The sequence below is a fragment of the Haloferax sp. KTX1 genome, from assembly GCF_902410085.1.
Classification (GTDB): domain Archaea; phylum Halobacteriota; class Halobacteria; order Halobacteriales; family Haloferacaceae; genus Haloferax; species Haloferax massiliensis.
Genome location: NZ_CABPRH010000004.1, coordinates 188,804 through 204,984 on the forward strand (window position 1 = coordinate 188,804; position 16,181 = coordinate 204,984).

Annotated in this window: 15 protein-coding genes; 10 read left to right on the forward strand and 5 right to left on the reverse strand. The window is 66.1% G+C overall.

Annotation, left to right across the window (positions count from 1 at the left end; all coding sequences use genetic code 11):
- Nucleotides 1-12: 12 nt before the first annotated feature.
- A complete protein-coding gene (locus FY251_RS09045) occupies nucleotides 13-795 on the reverse strand; it encodes an alpha/beta fold hydrolase (RefSeq protein ID WP_148414409.1) in 783 nt (260 codons plus the stop codon).
- A gap of 251 nt (nucleotides 796-1,046) precedes the next feature.
- On the opposite strand from FY251_RS09045, the gene FY251_RS09050 reads away from it, so the two are divergent.
- Together FY251_RS09050 and FY251_RS09055 are read left to right on the forward strand one after the other, a co-directional pair.
- A complete protein-coding gene (locus FY251_RS09050) occupies nucleotides 1,047-1,298 on the forward strand; it encodes an Hsp20/alpha crystallin family protein (protein WP_042662709.1) in 252 nt (83 codons plus the stop codon).
- Complete coding sequence (locus FY251_RS09055; protein ID WP_148414410.1) at nucleotides 1,299-3,563, forward strand: CDC48 family AAA ATPase; 2,265 nt, start codon at nucleotides 1,299-1,301, stop codon at nucleotides 3,561-3,563.
- A 315-nt stretch (nucleotides 3,564-3,878) separates the two neighbouring features.
- Here FY251_RS09055 and bcp read toward each other — a convergent pair whose 3' ends face one another.
- The 3 genes from bcp to priS are packed head-to-tail and all read right to left on the reverse strand — an operon-like array spanning nucleotide 3,879 to nucleotide 6,493.
- Entirely contained in the window at nucleotides 3,879-4,346 is a 468-nt protein-coding gene (bcp, locus tag FY251_RS09060) for a thioredoxin-dependent thiol peroxidase (RefSeq protein ID WP_148414411.1), read from the reverse strand.
- 36 nt (nucleotides 4,347-4,382) lie between these two features.
- Nucleotides 4,383-5,339 (reverse strand): DNA replication protein, encoded by a 957-nt coding sequence (locus tag FY251_RS09065; protein ID WP_148414412.1) that lies wholly within the window; start codon nucleotides 5,337-5,339, stop codon nucleotides 4,383-4,385.
- Complete coding sequence (gene priS / locus FY251_RS09070) at nucleotides 5,336-6,493, reverse strand: DNA primase small subunit PriS (protein ID WP_148414413.1); 1,158 nt, start codon at nucleotides 6,491-6,493, stop codon at nucleotides 5,336-5,338. Before priS ends, FY251_RS09065 begins: the two co-directional genes overlap by 4 nt.
- A 125-nt stretch (nucleotides 6,494-6,618) precedes the next feature.
- On the opposite strand from priS, the gene FY251_RS09075 reads away from it, so the two are divergent.
- The 8 genes from FY251_RS09075 to FY251_RS09110 all read left to right on the forward strand — a co-directional run bounded on the left by FY251_RS09075 (nucleotide 6,619) and on the right by FY251_RS09110 (nucleotide 14,910).
- A complete protein-coding gene (locus FY251_RS09075; protein ID WP_148414520.1) occupies nucleotides 6,619-7,596 on the forward strand; it encodes an aldo/keto reductase in 978 nt (325 codons plus the stop codon).
- Between the two features lie 154 nt (nucleotides 7,597-7,750).
- Entirely contained in the window at nucleotides 7,751-9,301 is a 1,551-nt protein-coding gene (locus FY251_RS09080) for a substrate-binding domain-containing protein (protein WP_148414414.1), read from the forward strand.
- Between the two features lie 126 nt (nucleotides 9,302-9,427).
- Nucleotides 9,428-10,375, forward strand: coding sequence for a carbohydrate ABC transporter permease (locus FY251_RS09085; RefSeq protein WP_148414521.1), 948 nt, complete (start codon nucleotides 9,428-9,430; stop codon nucleotides 10,373-10,375).
- A gap of 1 nt (nucleotide 10,376) precedes the next feature.
- Nucleotides 10,377-11,333, forward strand: a complete 957-nt coding sequence (locus tag FY251_RS09090; protein WP_148414415.1) for a carbohydrate ABC transporter permease — start codon at nucleotides 10,377-10,379, stop codon at nucleotides 11,331-11,333.
- Between the two features lie 2 nt (nucleotides 11,334-11,335).
- Complete coding sequence (locus FY251_RS09095) at nucleotides 11,336-12,523, forward strand: ABC transporter ATP-binding protein (RefSeq protein ID WP_148414416.1); 1,188 nt, start codon at nucleotides 11,336-11,338, stop codon at nucleotides 12,521-12,523.
- A gap of 69 nt (nucleotides 12,524-12,592) precedes the next feature.
- A complete protein-coding gene (locus tag FY251_RS09100; RefSeq protein WP_148414417.1) occupies nucleotides 12,593-12,796 on the forward strand; it encodes a hypothetical protein in 204 nt (67 codons plus the stop codon).
- 170 nt (nucleotides 12,797-12,966) lie between these two features.
- Nucleotides 12,967-14,067: a Gfo/Idh/MocA family protein gene (locus tag FY251_RS09105; RefSeq protein WP_148414418.1), complete on the forward strand. Its 1,101-nt coding sequence runs from the start codon at nucleotides 12,967-12,969 to the stop codon at nucleotides 14,065-14,067.
- Nucleotides 14,068-14,109: 42 nt separating this feature from the next.
- Nucleotides 14,110-14,910: a hypothetical protein gene (locus FY251_RS09110; RefSeq protein WP_148414419.1), complete on the forward strand. Its 801-nt coding sequence runs from the start codon at nucleotides 14,110-14,112 to the stop codon at nucleotides 14,908-14,910.
- A gap of 62 nt (nucleotides 14,911-14,972) precedes the next feature.
- On the opposite strand, the gene trmB is transcribed toward FY251_RS09110, so the two are convergent.
- Entirely contained in the window at nucleotides 14,973-16,034 is a 1,062-nt protein-coding gene (trmB, locus tag FY251_RS09115; RefSeq protein WP_042662698.1) for an HTH-type sugar sensing transcriptional regulator TrmB, read from the reverse strand.
- Between the last annotated feature and the right edge of the window lie 147 nt (nucleotides 16,035-16,181).

The window sequence follows — 16,181 nt, forward strand, 5'->3', positions numbered from 1 at the left end:
GGTTGCGACGCCCTACGCGACGCGGCGGTCGAGGAACGACCGCACGGCCTCGTTGAACGCCGCCGGCCGTTCGAGCATCGCGAGGTGCGCGGCGTCTTCGACCGTCCCGAGTTCGCAGTCGGGCATCGTCTCCGCGAGGTACTCGTGGTACGACGGCGGCGTCAGACGGTCGTACTCGCCGACGAGCGCGAGCGTCGGAACCGAAATCCCCTCGACGTCGTCGCGCACGTCGAAGGTGTGACACGACAGGAAGTCCCGTCGAGTGACGGCCTGCCCGGCGTCGTACATCGCTTCTTTGGAGCCCTCGACGAGTCGCTCGTCGTCGGCGTGGAACAGTTTGTCCTCGCCGTGGAGAAACGAGACGGCGCGGTCGAAGTCGTCGTCGAGCCAGCCCAGGAGGTCCGAGAGCACGGCGAGTTTCGCGCCCGTGCCCGCGAGCACCAGCGCGTCGAGGTCGAGGTCGCGTTCGAGCGCGAGCGTCAGGGCGACCGCGCCGCCGAGCGAGTTGCCGACGAGGACGCTCGCGTCCGTCGCCTCGGCCACGGCGACCACGTCGTCGACGTAGGCCGACAGCGTCTCGTAGCCGGCGTCGGCGTCCACGTCGTCGCTGTCGCCGTGGCCGCTCAGGTCGAGCGCGGCGACCGGGTAGTCGTCGGCGAGGCGGAACTGGCCGCGCCAGACGCCGCGTGCGCCGCCGCTCCCGTGGACGCAGAGGAGCGTCGGTCCCTCTCCGCCCGCGTCGCGGTATCGATAGGCTGTCTCCCGTCCGTGGTGGTCAACCGAGGCCGTCTCCATACCTCGAAACTGGTCGCCGCGAGCCAATAAACCCCCACGCCGGCACCGAGTTTCGGCGGCGGAGCGCGCCGACCGACCGGGCGGCCGGCTGCCGAGGCCACTAGTTTGACGTTACTCCGCCGCGAACAGTACGGTGAGGCGTGGCGACTGTGAACCGCAATTCAACCGAAGTTCGGAATATCGGTGTCGTCACCCGATTCGTCGGAGAAAGATTTATATATTCAAAACGCTAACCTTGGGTTAGACTTATCATGAGCATGCAACAGTTCGCCGGCGGGAACGAGCGGTTCATTCGCCGGTACGAATACGAAGACAGCTGGGTCATCGCGGCCGACGTGGGTCTCTCGGAAGACGAGATCGACGTGGACATCGTCGGGTCGACGGCCATCGTCGTGGCCGACACCGGCGACCGCGTGACCGAGACGGAGTTCGAACTTCCCGCCGGCGGCGACGCCGACGTGGCGGTTCGAAACGGCGTGCTCACCATCACCCTCACCAAGTAAATGAAACTCATCGTCAAACCCCTCAAACAGAAGGACGCCGGCCGCGGACTCGCCGCCATCGACCGAGCCGCGGCCGCGGAACTCGACCTCGAAGGCGGGGATTTCATCCGCATCGACGGTCCGAACGACGGGACCGCCATCGCCCGCGTCTGGCCCGGCTACCCCGAAGACCAGGGCACGGGCATCATCCGCATCGACGGCCGCCTCCGCCAGCAGGCCGGCGTCGGCATCGACGAGCGCGTCGACGTGGAGAAAGCCGACGTGAAGCCCGCGAAGCGCGTCACCATCGCGCTCCCGCAGAACCTCCGCATCGGCGGCAACATCGGGACGTACATCCGCGACAAGCTCTCGGGTCAGCCGGTCGCGCAGGGCCAGAGCGTCCAGCTCCCGCTCGGCTTCGGCTTCATGAGCGCGTCGAACCAGTCGGTCCCCATCAAAATCGCGTCGACGGACCCCGACGGGACCGTCGTCGTCACCGACAGCACCGAGTTCCAGGTGAGCCAGAAGCCCGCCGAGCAGATTAAAGACGCCGCGCCGGGCGACGACGGCGGCCCCTCCGTCACCTACGAGGACATCGGCGGCCTCGACAAGGAGCTCGAACAGGTCCGGGAGATGATCGAACTCCCGATGCGCCACCCCGAGCTGTTCAAGCGCCTCGGCATCGAGCCGCCGAAGGGCGTGCTCCTCCACGGCCCGCCGGGGACGGGGAAGACCCTCATCGCGAAGGCCGTCGCCAACGAAATCGACGCCTCGTTCCACACCATCTCCGGCCCGGAGATCATGTCGAAGTACTACGGGGAGTCCGAAGAGCAGCTCCGCGAAATCTTCGAGGAGGCGACGGAGAACTCGCCCGCCATCGTCTTCATCGACGAGATAGACTCCATCGCGCCCAAGCGCAGCGAGGCCGGCGGTGACGTGGAACGCCGCGTCGTCGCCCAACTGCTGTCGCTCATGGACGGCCTCGACGAGCGCGGCGAGGTCGTCGTCATCGGCGCGACCAACCGCGTGGACGCCATCGACAACGCGCTCCGCCGCGGCGGCCGCTTCGACCGCGAAATCGAAATCGGCGTGCCGGACCGCGACGGCCGCAAGGAGATCATGCAGGTCCACACGCGGAACATGCCGCTGACCGATGACGTGGACCTCGATGAATACGCCGACAGCACCCACGGCTTCGTCGGGGCCGACCTCGAATCGCTGGCCAAGGAGTCGGCGATGCACGCCCTGCGGCGCATCCGCCCGCAGCTCGACCTCGACGCCGAGGAGATAGACGCCGAGGTGCTCGAAGGCCTCAAAGTCACGGAAGACGACTTCAAGCAGGCGCTCAAGAGCATCGAACCGTCGGCGCTCCGCGAGGTGTTCGTCGAGGTTCCCGACGTGACGTGGGAGGACGTGGGCGGACTCGAACCCACGAAAGAGCGCCTCCGCGAGACCATCCAGTGGCCGCTCGAATACCCAGAGGTGTTCCAGCAGATGGACATGGACGCCGCCAAGGGCGTCCTGATGTACGGCCCGCCGGGCACGGGGAAGACCCTGCTGGCGAAGGCCGTCGCCAACGAGGCGGAGTCGAACTTCATCTCCATCAAGGGCCCCGAACTCCTGAACAAGTTCGTCGGCGAGTCCGAAAAGGGCGTCCGCGAGGTGTTCAAGAAGGCCCGCGAGAACGCCCCGACGGTGGTGTTCTTCGACGAGATAGACTCCATCGCGACCGAGCGCGGCCGCGACTCGTCGAGTTCGGGCGTCACCGAGCGCGTCGTCTCGCAACTGCTCACCGAACTCGACGGCCTCGAAGCGCTCGAAGACGTGGTCGTCATCGCGACGACCAACCGGCCGGACCTCATCGACTCGGCGCTCCTGCGCCCCGGCCGCCTCGACCGCCACGTCCACGTGCCCGTCCCCGACGAGGACGCCCGCCGCGCCATCCTCGACGTGCACACCCGCAACAAGCCGCTCGCGGACGACGTGAACCTCGACAAAATCGCGTCGAAGACCGACGGCTACGTCGGTGCCGACCTCGAAGCGCTCGCCCGCGAGGCGTCGATGAACGCCTCCCGCGAGTTCATCCGGAGCGTCGAAAAGGAGGACATCGGCGAGAGCGTCGGGAACGTCCGCGTGACGATGGAGCACTTCGAGGACGCGCTCGACGAAATCGGCGCGAGCGTCACCGACGACGTGCGCCGCCGCTACGAGGAAATCGAAGAGCGCTTCCAGAAGAGCGAGGTCGAACGCGACCGCGAAACGGAAGTCGGTCGCACCTTCCAGTAAGCGCCTCGTAACCCCGGCTCAAGCGGTTTTTTCGAAGTGATTGTCCCCGAGCGACGGCGCTGTCGGCCGCGAATCGCCCGGTCAGTTCGCGGCGACTGTTCGACCGACACCCGAGCGACCCGGCACCGCGACCGTCACGTTCATATCACTCCCATCCGCTACGTAGTGGTACGCGGTTCTCGGGATGCGAAATAATAAACGAGTTCTACGTTTGTTTCACCGGAAATGCGGTGTGCCTTCCGGCGTTTGTAAAGAATGTACTCGGTCGGTAGTTGTTAGTTCGGCGCGAGGGGGCGAGAGACCCCGACCGACCGCTCAGCCGTCGAGTTCGTCGAGGTCGGCGAGGATTTCGTCGGCGTGGCCGTCGGGCGAGACGCCCTCGTAGACCCGTTCGATAGTTCCGTCGGGACCGACGAGATAGGAGTTGCGGAAGACGCCGTCGAACGTCTTGCCGAACATGTTCTTTTCGCCGTAGGAGTCGTACGCCGCGGAGACGCTCCCGTCTTCGTCCGACAGGAGCGTGAACGGGAGGTCGTACTTCTCGGCGAACGAGTCGAGGTCCGAGACGGGGTCGTCGCTGATGCCGAGGACCGTCGCGTCGCGGTCCTCGAACTCGTCCCACGAGTCGCGGAAGCCGCAGGCCTCGGTGGTACAGCCCGGCGTGTCGGCGCGCGGGTAGAAGTAGACCACCACGTGCTCGCCGCGGAAGTCGGACAGCGAGACGAGGTCGCCGCGCTGGTCGGGGAGTTCGAAGTCGGGGGCGTCGTCGCCAATTTCGAGCATAGCCACCTGTTCTGGCGGCGGAAAGAAGGGTCTTTCTCAGTCGAGTTTCTCGGCCGCGCCGCGTTCGACCAGCGGGTCGGCGTTGGCCGCCGGGAGCGTCACCACGTCCTCGGTGGCGAGGTCGTACTCGCGCTCGTCGACGCCGAGGATGGTCCCCACGTCGGCGGTGATGCGCACCGTCTCGCGCTCGTCGGCGAGGCCGGAAAGCGGGTCGTCGGCTGACGGCTCGACCGTGTCGGCGTCGCCCGGCGACGGGGCCGACGTCTCCGGGTCTGGCTCGTCCGGCGGAACCGCGGGGCCGGAGTCTGGTTGGGGCGTCGCTTGCGCGTCCGAGGCGTCGTCGCCGGTCCCGCCGCCCATCGCGTCCGCGAGCACGTCGCCCGCGGCCGAGTCGCCGGTGGCGGCTTCGGGGGCGCTGACGTCGGTTCCGGTCCCGGTCGGCGCGGTCTCCGGGTCGGGTTCGTCCGGCGGAATCGCCGGTCCGGAATCGTCAACTGCGTCCGGGGGCGACGTCGCGGGCGTCGATTCGACACCGGGAACGCCGGCGTCCGGTTCCGCGGTCGTCACGTCGGTCGCCGAAACGTCGTCCCGCGGGGAGTCGGCGGCCGACACGTCTTCGAGCGCGGACAGCACCGTCCCGCGGTTCTCCTCGATGCGGGCGACGAGGTCGTCGAACAGCCGCTTTTCCTCGCGGGTCAGCCCGTCCGTCTCGGAGGACATCCCCGCGGCCGCGAAGCTCGCGGCCTTGACGACCTTGCCGACGCGGCGTTCGTAGATGGAGGTGACGACCTCCTCCGCGGTCTCGATTTCGTCCGTGAGCCGCCGAATCTCCGGCGAGTAGTGGGTGCCGAGCTGTTCGGCCTTCTGTTCGCGTGTCGCCTTCTGCTCGGCGATGAACTCCGCGACGTCCTCGTAAAACGACTCGCGGAGGTGCTGTAAGCTGTCTTTCTGTCGCTCCGTCCGAAGCACGCTCCTGAGGTCGTCTACGTTCATTCTGTCACCTTCTCGGCCCGCCCGCGAGTCATGAGAAACACGCCGAGGCTCTCGTCTACTGACTGCACGCCGGAGTCGAGTGTAAAGCTATCGCCGTCGAACTCGACCTCCCCGGGGTCGGTCACTTTCACCGCGATGTCGCGGCCGCGGAAGCGGTCCGGCACCGCGTCCGATAGGGGGTCGAAGTCGTCGATTTCGTCGCGGTCGAGCGGTTCGACGACGAGACCGGACCCGCCGTGGAGGCTCTTTGGGAGGCGAATCAGCCGCTTCGTGTCGGTCGTCACGGGTTCGTCTATCGGCGAGGTCTCGTCCTCGACGGTCTCGTGGGCGAGCGCCTCGACCAGCGTCCGGACGCCGGGGCCGCCGGCCTCGACGTTGCCCTCGCGGACGGCGTCGGGGTTGTTGCGGAACGCGCCGAGAATCGTCTTCGCGCGCCCGTCGCCGATGCCGTCGAGTTCCTTCAGCCGCGAGAGCGCGGCGTCTTCTTCCATCTCTAACAGCGCGTCCACGAACGCGAGGAGTCGCCGGTGGGTCCGCCGACCCCACCCGCCCTCGGTTCGGAGGACGCGCTGGGTCGTCGTCCCGTGCTGTCGCGTCTCGATGAGCGCGTCGAAATCGAGGTCGATGGCGCGGATGTAATCGACTATCTCGCGGCGGGCCTCGCTGTCGAGGCCGCGGACCGACTCGTCGCGCACGTGGACGTGGTAGCCGCGACCGCCGGAGAACACCGCCTGCATCTCCTCGAAGTCGAAGTCGTCTTCGAGGAGGTCGAGGAGGTCCAAGAGCGCGTCCTTCCCCGCGTCGAGCATGTCGGCGTAGCCCGTCGTCTCGGGGTCGACGCCGGGGAGGTGGTCCGCGTCGATGTCGAACACGAGGTCCGCCTCGCGCCAGCCCTTGTCGTCCATCGAGGACGCGCCGGGGTCCGCAAACCGGGCCGACGAGAAGTAGACGTGTCGAGGGGCGCTGCGGGCGAGGTAGTCCGAGAGGTCGCCGAGGTCGAGAAGCGACTGGTGGCGGTGCATCCGCGTGCCGCCGGCCGACCACGGGATGACGCCCCACTCTCGTTCGCCCGGCGCGGGCGGGAGCGGAACGTCGGTGCTCCGGTAGTAATCGCCGAAGCGACCTTCGAGGTACTCGCGAGTGCGCCCGTCCATACACCTCGGGTTCCGGAGGCGCGGGTAAAGCGATTACGTCTCCGCGCGTCCGTAGTCGTTCCTCTCACCACCGTAGTGTGCGCATGCTTATCATTGTCGTTCGTCTATGAACCGGTGTGACCGACATGGAGTACACCTACCTCGGCGACACCGGCCTCGAAGTCTCGCGGCTCTGTCTGGGCTGTATGAACTTCGGCTCCAGCGCGGAGTGGATGATGAACGACAGGCAGGCGAGCCTCGACCTCCTCGACAGCGCGCTCGACGCGGGCATCAACTTCCTCGACACGGCGAACGCCTACTCCCGCGGGGAGTCGGAAGAAATCGTCGGCGAGGCCGTCGCCGAGCGCGACCGGGAGGAACTCGCCATCGCGACGAAGGTCTACTTCCCGATGGGCGACGGGCCGAACAAATCGGGGCTCTCGCGCAAGCACATCATCGACCAAGCGCACGCGAGCCTCGACCGCCTCGGCACCGACTACATCGACCTCTACCAGATTCATCGCTGGGACGACGGCGTCCCCATCGAGGAGACGCTGTCGGCGCTCGACTACCTCGTCGAGGAGGGCCTCGTCAGGTACGTCGGTGCGTCCACGATGTCGTCGTACCAGTTCACGAAGGCGCTGTACACGGCCGACGTTGAGAACCTCGAACGCTTCGCCTGCATGCAACCGGAGTACAACGCGGTCGACCGCCACGAGGAGGCGAACCTGCTTCCGGTCTGCGAGGGCGAGGGCGTCGGCGTCATCCCGTGGTCGCCGCTCGCGGGCGGTTTCCTCACGGGCAAGTACGAGCGCGACGCCGAGGTGCCCGCCGACACGCGCGCGGAGTCCGACGAGTACACGTCGAACCGCTTCACCGACGAGAACTGGGCCGTCCTCGACGCGATTCGGTCGCTCGCCGAGGAGAAGAACGCCACGCCCGCGCAGGTGTCGCTCGCGTGGCTCCTCCACAAGCCCGTCGTGGACGCGCCCATCATCGGGCCGCGCCGACTCGACCACCTCGAAGAGAACGTCGGCGCGCTCGACGTGGAACTGAGCGACGACGATATCGAGCGAATCGAGGCCCCGAAGACGCCGCGGTGGCCCGCGCCGGGGAAAGACTAAACCCCCGGAGCCTAATCTTCACGTACAATTATTACATATTCGGACTTGGTTGATTTTCGAGCCGTCGAGAATATTATCAAGTAATTTACTACAACACCGGTAGTGGCCAGCACCAAAACTATAAATAATCACTAATTGTAGAATACAGACTGTAATGGTTGATGCTGACTCACGCGAGGGCGAGCGTACTGGCGTCTCTCGACGCAGTTTTGTGAAGGCGGCCGGCGCATCGGGCGTCGCCGTCGGGCTGGCCGGATGTATTAGCACCGGCGGTGGAGACGGAAACGGCGGCGGTAACGGCGGCACGGACGCCGACACCGACACGCCGATTAACACCGAAGAGACAACCGACGAGATCACGCTTCAGTGGGCCGCCGACACCCGCGTCGCGGAGGCGGAAGCGGAAGTCGTGCAGGCGCTCCGGGACGCGGGTCTCCCGGAGAACATCGACATCGACATCCTCGCCGGCTCGCAGGTGACCGACAACAGACAGGCGCAGTATCAGCAGTGGCTCTCCGGCGGTCGCTCGGAGCCGACGCTGCTCATGATGGACAGCGGATGGACGATTCCGTTCATCGCCCGCAACCAACTGCAGAACCTCTCGCAGTCGCTCCCCGATGAGTTGACGTCGACCATCGAAGAGGAGTACTTCGGGGCCAGCGTCTCGACGGCGATGGGACCGAACGGCGACCTCTACGGTCAGCCGCTGTTCCCCGACTTCCCGACGATTCAGTACCGGAAGGACCTGCTCCGCAACGCGGGTTACACGGACGAGGACTTCTCGACGTGGGCGACCGAGTCGATGTCGTGGTCGGACTTCTCGCGGATTACGAGAGAGGCGCTCGACGCCAACGAGGACATCGAGAACGGGTTTACGTTCCAGGCGAACGTCTACGAGGGCCTGTCGTGCTGTGACTTCAACGAGTTCATGACCTCGTACGGCGGCGCGTACTTCGGCGGCCGCGAGAACCTGTTCGGCCCCATCGGCGACCGCCCCATCACGGTCGAAGAGGAGCCGGTCATCAACGCGATTCGGATGGTTCGGACGCTCATCCACGGCGAGGACGACGAGTACGCCCTCGACGGCATCACGGGCGGCATCTCGCCCGAAGCGGTCCTCCAGTGGACCGAGGACCCGTCTCGCCAACCCTTCACGACGGGCAACGCGGTCATGCACCGCAACTGGCCGTACTCCATCGTCATCAACGGCGCGGAGCCGTCGGCGGAGAACGAGCAGACCGGCTTCGGCGAGGACCTCGGCGTCATGCCGATTCCGTACGGCGTCACCGCCGACGAGGCCCAGTACGAGGGCACCGGCGGCCCCGTCGCCGCACTCGGCGGCTGGCACATGACGATGAATCCGAACTCCTCGGACGAACAGAAGCAGGCCGCGGTGCAGGTGCTTCGGACGATGCAGACCGAGCAGTTCCAGCTCGATATGTTCCGCATCATCGGCTGGATTCCGCCGCGCCCGTCGCTGCTCGACTCCGACGAGGCCGCCGAGGTGCCCATCATCGGCCGCTACCTCGACGCCCTGAAGGTCGCCGGCGAGAACGCGATTCCGCGGCCGGTCACCGTCGTCTGGCCGCAGCAGTCCGGCCGCATCGCCCAGGAGGTCAACGCCACGTTCGCCCAGGAGAAATCCCCCGAACAGGCGATGTCCGACCTCGCATCACAGCTCGAACAGATCGAGCAGAACGCGTAGAGCAACGTCTTTACCGAGACGTAACCAATACACACGTTATCATTTGACATGGCTACCGAACAACAATCAGGGGAGGCGCTTTCCGACAGCCGGAACAGCGGCCCGTACGCCTCGGCCGTCAACTGGATGGAGTCGCTTTCCGAGACGCAGTTCGCGTACCTGCTTTTGACGCCCGCGCTCGTCCTCTTGGGGGTCATCGCCGTCTACCCGCTGATCTCGACGTTCAGCATGTCGCTGTTCGCCGATCAGCTGACGGGGACCGCGCGGCTCGGCCAGTTCGTCGGACTGAAAAACTACGTGGACCTGTTCAGCGGCGCGCGCAACTACGCGCTGCCGTCGCAGTTCCTCCCGACGTTCACCTCGGAGTTCCCCTTCGTCACGAACATCTACTCCAGCGCGCTCGCGGTGACGCTCATCTTCACCGTCTTCAGCGTGCTGTTCGAAACGCTCATCGGCTTCGGTCAGGCGCTCATCCTCGACCAGGACTTCCGCGGTCGGCGGTGGGTCCGCGTCGCCATCATCATCCCGTGGGCCGTCCCCATCGTCATCCAGGGGATGATCTGGTACCTGATGTTCCAACCGAACATCGGCTTCCTCGTCGGCACGACCGAGAACCCGGCGCTGTTGAACCAACTCGGTCTCATCGGCACGACGCCGCTTCGGAACACCGCCGACGCGCTGTTCCTCATCATCGTGGCCGACGTGTGGAAGACCTCGGCGTTCATGGCGCTTCTCATCCTCGCGGGGATGCAGAGCATCGACCGGTCGCTGTACGACGTGGCGAAGGTCGCCGGCGCGTCGCGCTGGCAGCAGTTCAAGCTCATCACCTTCCCGCTCATCCTGCCGACGGTGCTCGTGGCGATGCTGTTCCGCACCATCGACGCGATGCGCGTCTACGGTATCATCCAGACCATGGCCGGCTGTCAGACGGTCCCGTCGTTGTCGTGTCTCGTCGTCACGACGTTCAACACGCCGCTGTACGGGACCTCGGCGACCGTGGCGTTCGTCACCGCGGGCATCATCGCCGTCGTGGTCTCGGTGTACATCGTGAACTTCGCCAGCGAGGGTCTCTGAGATGTCCAACGAAACTCCGGGAGCCGGCCTCGGCTCCGACGACGACATGGAACGCGGGCCGCTCGGCCGCTGGGTCGACTCGGCTATCAAGAACCCCGACAGGGTCTACCGCGCGATGTTCTACGTGGCGATGCTGTTTTTCCTCGTCACGACGCTGTTCCCGTTCTACTGGCTGCTGGTGCTCGCGCTCACGCCGAACAACCTCATCGCCGACATGGGACTCGTGCCGAACGGGTTCAACCCGCAGGTGTTCATCGCGATGTTCGAGCGGGTGCCGTTCCACCTGTACATGTTCAACAGCTTCGTGCTGGGCATCACGACCACCGTCCTCGTGTTGCTCATCGCCAGCCTCGCGGGGTACGTCTTCGGCCGCCTCCGCTTCCCCGGCAAGGGCGTGCTGATGCTCGGCATCCTCGCCATCAGCTACTTCCCCCCGGCGGCGTTCCTCATCCCGCTTTTCGAGCTGTTCACCGGGAACACCTCGCTCACCGTCGGGATGGTGACGATATCGACGCCGGACCTGTTCAACACGCCGGCACCGATGGTGTTCCCGTTCAGCGCGCTGTTCCTGCCGCTGTCGATATTCATCCTCACGACCTTCTACGGGCAGATTCCCGACGGGTTGGAGGACGCGGCGCGGGTGGAGGGAACGACCCGACTGGGCGCGCTGTTCCGCGTCATCGTGCCGCTTTCGGCACCCGGCGTGGCGACCGCGGGCGTCCTCACGTTCATCAGCGTCTACAACGAGTTCTTCTTCTCGTTCCTGATGAACAACGGCGAGGCCGACTCGTGGGCCCCCATCGTCGCGGGTATCCTGAAGTATCAGGGGCAGTTCGACACCCCGTACAACCTGATGGCCGCCGCCTCCATCGTGGGGGTCTTACCCGTGGCTATCCTTGTCATCATCGCCCAAGAACGCATCGTGAGTGGACTGACCGCAGGAGCGCTGAAGGAGTAATCATGGGAGACGTAACACTCGAACACGTAAGCAAGCACTACGACGACGTAACGGCGGTCGACGACATGAACCTCGACATCGACGACGGAGAATTCATCTGTCTCGTCGGTCCGTCGGGGTGCGGGAAGTCGACGACCATGGAGATGATAGCGGGCCTCACCATCCCCTCGGAGGGGAAGGTGTTCATCGGCGACCGCGAGGTGACGAACCTCCCGCCGAAGGACCGCGGGGTGGCGATGGTGTTCCAGAACATCGCGCTGTTCCCCCACATGGACGTCTACGACAACATCTCCTTCGGGCTCCGCCTCCGCAACTACGACAAGGAGGAAATCGAGCGCCGCGTCGAGCGCGCCGCCGAAATCGTCCAGTTGCAGGGGATGCTCGAACGCATGCCCGACGAGATGTCCGGCGGCCAGCGCCAGCGCGTCGCCATCGCCCGCGCCATCGTCCGCAACCCCGGCGTCTTCCTGATGGACGAGCCGCTTGCGAACCTCGACGCGAAGCTCCGAGTCCACATGCGGACCGAACTCCAGCGCCTGCACAAGGAACTGGATACGACCATCATCTACGTCACCCACGACCAGGCGGAGGCGATGACGATGTCCGACCGCATCGCGGTCATCGACTCCGGCCAACTCCAGCAGATAGACCCGCCGCTCGTCTGTTACAACGAGCCGTCGAACCTGTTCGTCGCGGGCTTCATCGGCTCGCCCTCGATGAACTTCCTCGACGGCGAGGTCACCGAAAACGGCTTCGTCTCGACCAACATCGACGTGGAGTTCGACCCCGCGGACCTCGGCGTCGACCCGGGGACGGACGTCACGATGGGCATCCGCCCGGAAGACGTGTATCTCGTCGAAGAGGAGTCGCTCGTCTCGAACCCCAGCCGCCGCATCGACGCCGTGACGGACGTGCTCGAACCGATGGGCGACGAGATATTCGTCTACCTGAAGCTCTCGGAGTCGGCCGAGACGGACCTCGAAGACACGAGCGGCGTCGCCAACGACCAACTGCTGATGAGCGTCGCCCCCGACACCGACATCGAGGAGGACGAGGACGTGACCGTCGTGCTCGACCGCTCGCGCGTCCACCTCTTCGACACGGCGACGGGCGAGGCCATCAGCCACGGCATCGAGACGGCCGTCCAGACGAGCGGCGCGGCCGGCACGGAAGCCGAAAGCGACGACTGACGCGCCCGCGACTCGCATCGCCCGCACACCGCTTTCCGAACCCACCCACAACACACCCACAGCACACCTATGGTCAACGAACTCGGCCTGCTCTACTTCGGCGGCATGACCGTCCTGTTTTTCTTCTGGGCCTACGGTATCGTCTCGTTCCTCCTCGACCTGAAGAACACGTTCATCCCGAAGGGGAGGCAGTACCTCCGCGGACGGCGTCGGCTCAAGGAGGAACAGCGCCGCGAAGAAGAACGCAAGGAGCGGGAAGAACAGCTCTACTGAACGCCGACTCGACCCGCGTGTCCCGTCTCGTCTCGCCCCGTCTGGTCCGGCTCCACTGCGAGCCACCCGTCGCAGTGAGAACGCTTGCTAACCGGGGTCTCGCGGTCGATTCTGGCAATTCAGCCCAAAGAACGTGAAACTTAACACCACCAGTAGTTAATCATCGAATCATGAGTACGGAATCATCGGTCCGAATCGGTATCGTCGGACTCGGAAACATCGGACACCACCACGCAGACCGCCTCGTCAACCTCGGCGCGACCCTCGTCGGCGGCCTCGACATCATGGCGGACGCCCGTCGGCGCTTCGCGGAGAAGTACGACGTGAACACCTACGAGGAGAAGTCGGAACTGTTCGAGGCGGTCGACGCGGTCATCATCACCACCCCGAACCGCTTCCACGAGGAGTACGCCGTCGCCGCGCTCGACGCGGGCCTCGACGTCCTGCTCGAAAAGCCGCTGGCGCACTCGCTCGAATCAGCCGAGCGAATCGCCGAGGCGGCCGAGGCGGCCGACGGCTTCTGCATGGTCGGCTTCAACAACCGCTTTGCCAACCCCGTCGAGGTCGTCCGCCACCACTACGAGGAGGGCCGCCTCGGCGAGGTCACCCACGTCGAGGCCAACTACGTCCGCCGCCGCGGCATCCCCGGCCGCGGGTCGTGGTTCACCTCGAAGGAGGTCGCGGGCGGCGGGTCGCTCATCGACATCGGCGTCCACGCCATCGACCTCGCGCTCTACTTCCTCGACTTCCCCGAGGTCGTCGAGGTCTCGGGCGTCACCCGCTCGGAGTTCGGCGACCGCGACGACTACACCTTCGTCGAGATGTGGGGCGACGACGTGGGCCCGGAGGCCTTCGACGTGGACGACTCCGCGAGCGCCTTCATCCGCACCGACGAGGGGACGACCATCTCCCTCGAAGTCGCGTGGGCGACGAACCGCCCGACCAACGACGAGTTCTTCCTCCGCGGCACGGAGGGCGGCGTGCGCTTCGACCGCGCGAGCCACGACCTCCAGTTCTACGAGGACGGCGTCGGCGGCGGCAACCACCTCTCGACGACGGACGTGGTGACGCAGGACAACGACACCCACAAGACCGAACAGGAGGCGTTCCTCGCCGCGGTCGCCGAGGGCGAACACCCCGGCCGCAACACGGTCGAACAGGGCCTCGCCGTCCAGCGCGTCATCGACGCGATCTACCGCTCGTCGGAGACGGGGAAGGCGGTCCGCCTCGACGCGGCCGAGACCGAGACCGAGACGCCCCCGGCGAACTGACCACCGCGAACGCGAACATCTCTCAGTCCCACTTTTCACACCATGTCCGTCATCGACTCACTCAAGCGCCCGGAACACACCGGCGAGAACCGCTGTCTCCCGTGTACCGCCGTCAACGTCGCCATCGTCGTCGTCGTCGGTCTCGCGGTCAGCGTGCTCTCGCCGGTCGCCGGCCTCGTCGTCCTCGTCGGCGGCGCGCTCTCTGTGTACCTCCGGGGCTACGTCGTCCCCGGCACGCCCTCGTTCGCGCCGCAGTTGGTCGGCGCAGTCGGCCTCGCCGGCGTCTTCGACCACGGCGACGAGGGGCCGGCCTCGGACCGCCGCTCGGAATCGCTCGACGCAAGCGTCGACCCCGACGTGATGCTCTCGGCGCTCCTGAACGCCGGCGTCCTCGTCGAAGAAGAAGACGGGCTGTTCCTCGACGACGACGCCCGCGAGGAGTGGGAGTCGACGATGGCGACGCTCCGGAAGACCACCGACGAGGAGCTCGCCGAGGCCGTCGCCAACGCGGTCCCGTTCGACGCGACGGTCGACGCCGAGTTCGATGGCATCTCGCTCGACGGCCCCTCGATGTCCGTGTGGATTTCCCGGCCGCAGGCCATCGCGGACGTGGCGACGCTCTACGCGGTCGTCGAGCGCGGGGTCGACCCGATGGTCGCGCTCGCGGCCACGGAGCCGATGCGGATGTTCGCCGAGGTCTGTCCGGACTGCGGCGGCCCGGTCGAGGAGACGACGACGCGCAACTGCTGCGGCGGCACCGCGGGGCTGTACGACTCGCCGGAACACGAGGTGCTCGGCTGTGCGGACTGCGGCGCGGTCGTCTACGAGTTCCCCGACGAGTAGCCGTCGCTGACGGGGTGCGGTCGAGCGGAAAAGACGCGGGCGCGAAACCTGACGACGCGGCTTCAGACGATTTCGTCGCGGTTCGGAACCTCGTCGCGGCCGAGCAGAATCTCCTGTCCTTCCACGTCTTCGAGCGCGGCGACCAGCCCGCCGACTTCGACGACGCTCTCTTCGGTCTCGATGTGGAGCGACGCGACCTCCTCCGTGTCCTCGAAGGCCGTCTCGATGACGCGACCCTCGACCACGACGGGGTCGCCCGTCTCGATGTCGCGGCCGGAGACGGAGGCGTAGAAGTCGCCGTCTATCTCGCGGATGTCCTTGACGGCCCGGCGGATAGAGGCGTAGCGGCGCGGGAACGGCCGGCGCTTGCCGTTGGCGACGATGGTCTCGGCGGTGGTCCAGAGGACGGTCCCGAAGAAGCCGCTGACGAGGAAGCCGAGCGCGGAGCGGTTGAAGATGACGCCGTAGCGGTCGCGGTCGTCGCGGAGGGCGTCCTGCGTCGCGTAGATGGAGTACTCGCCGTCGGCGACCGCGAGGACGGGCGAGGTGATGCCGCGGCGGGCGCGGGCGATGGTCGCCACGTCGAGGTAGTTGAACTCCTCGGGGTCGGGCGCGCGGGAGGCGGGTGTGACGAGCAGGTCGATGCTGACGCCGCTATCGATGGCCGCCGCGAGGTCGTCGCGGAAGCGACGGAGCAGGTCGGGCGTCAAAGAGAGCACGAGTTCGTACTCGGCGGCCTCGATAATCTCCTCGATGTAGCGGAGGATGGTCGACCGCGACTTGACGAGCGAGACGGCCTCGGTGTCGCGGGCCGGGGCGGTGTACCGCGCCTCAAGCTCCTCGATGAGTTCCTCCAGCGAGGTCTTGACGTTCGCGAAGGCGTCGTCGGGGTCGACCGCGACGATTTTCATCGGCCGCGACTCGCGGAGTTCGACGAGGCCGCGGTCGGACAGGCTCCGGACCGTGTCGTACACCCGCGGCTGGGGGATGCTGGTTCGGTCGGCGATTTCGCTCGCCGTCAGCTGTCCGTGTTCGAGGACGGCCAGATACGCGTCTATCTCGTACTCACCGAGGTTGAAGCGCTCACCGACTCGCTCCATGGTGAGCCGCAGTTCGTCGGCCATGCTCGTGACGTGTACGGCATCACCTAAATCATTTACTGAAATCCGAGTAGCACGAAATTCCGAAAACAAGTGGCACATACGATAGCAGGGCGGCCGTCGAGCATCGCGGAACGGCGGGCGAGGTGGAGTGGAGTAGGGTGAGGCGAA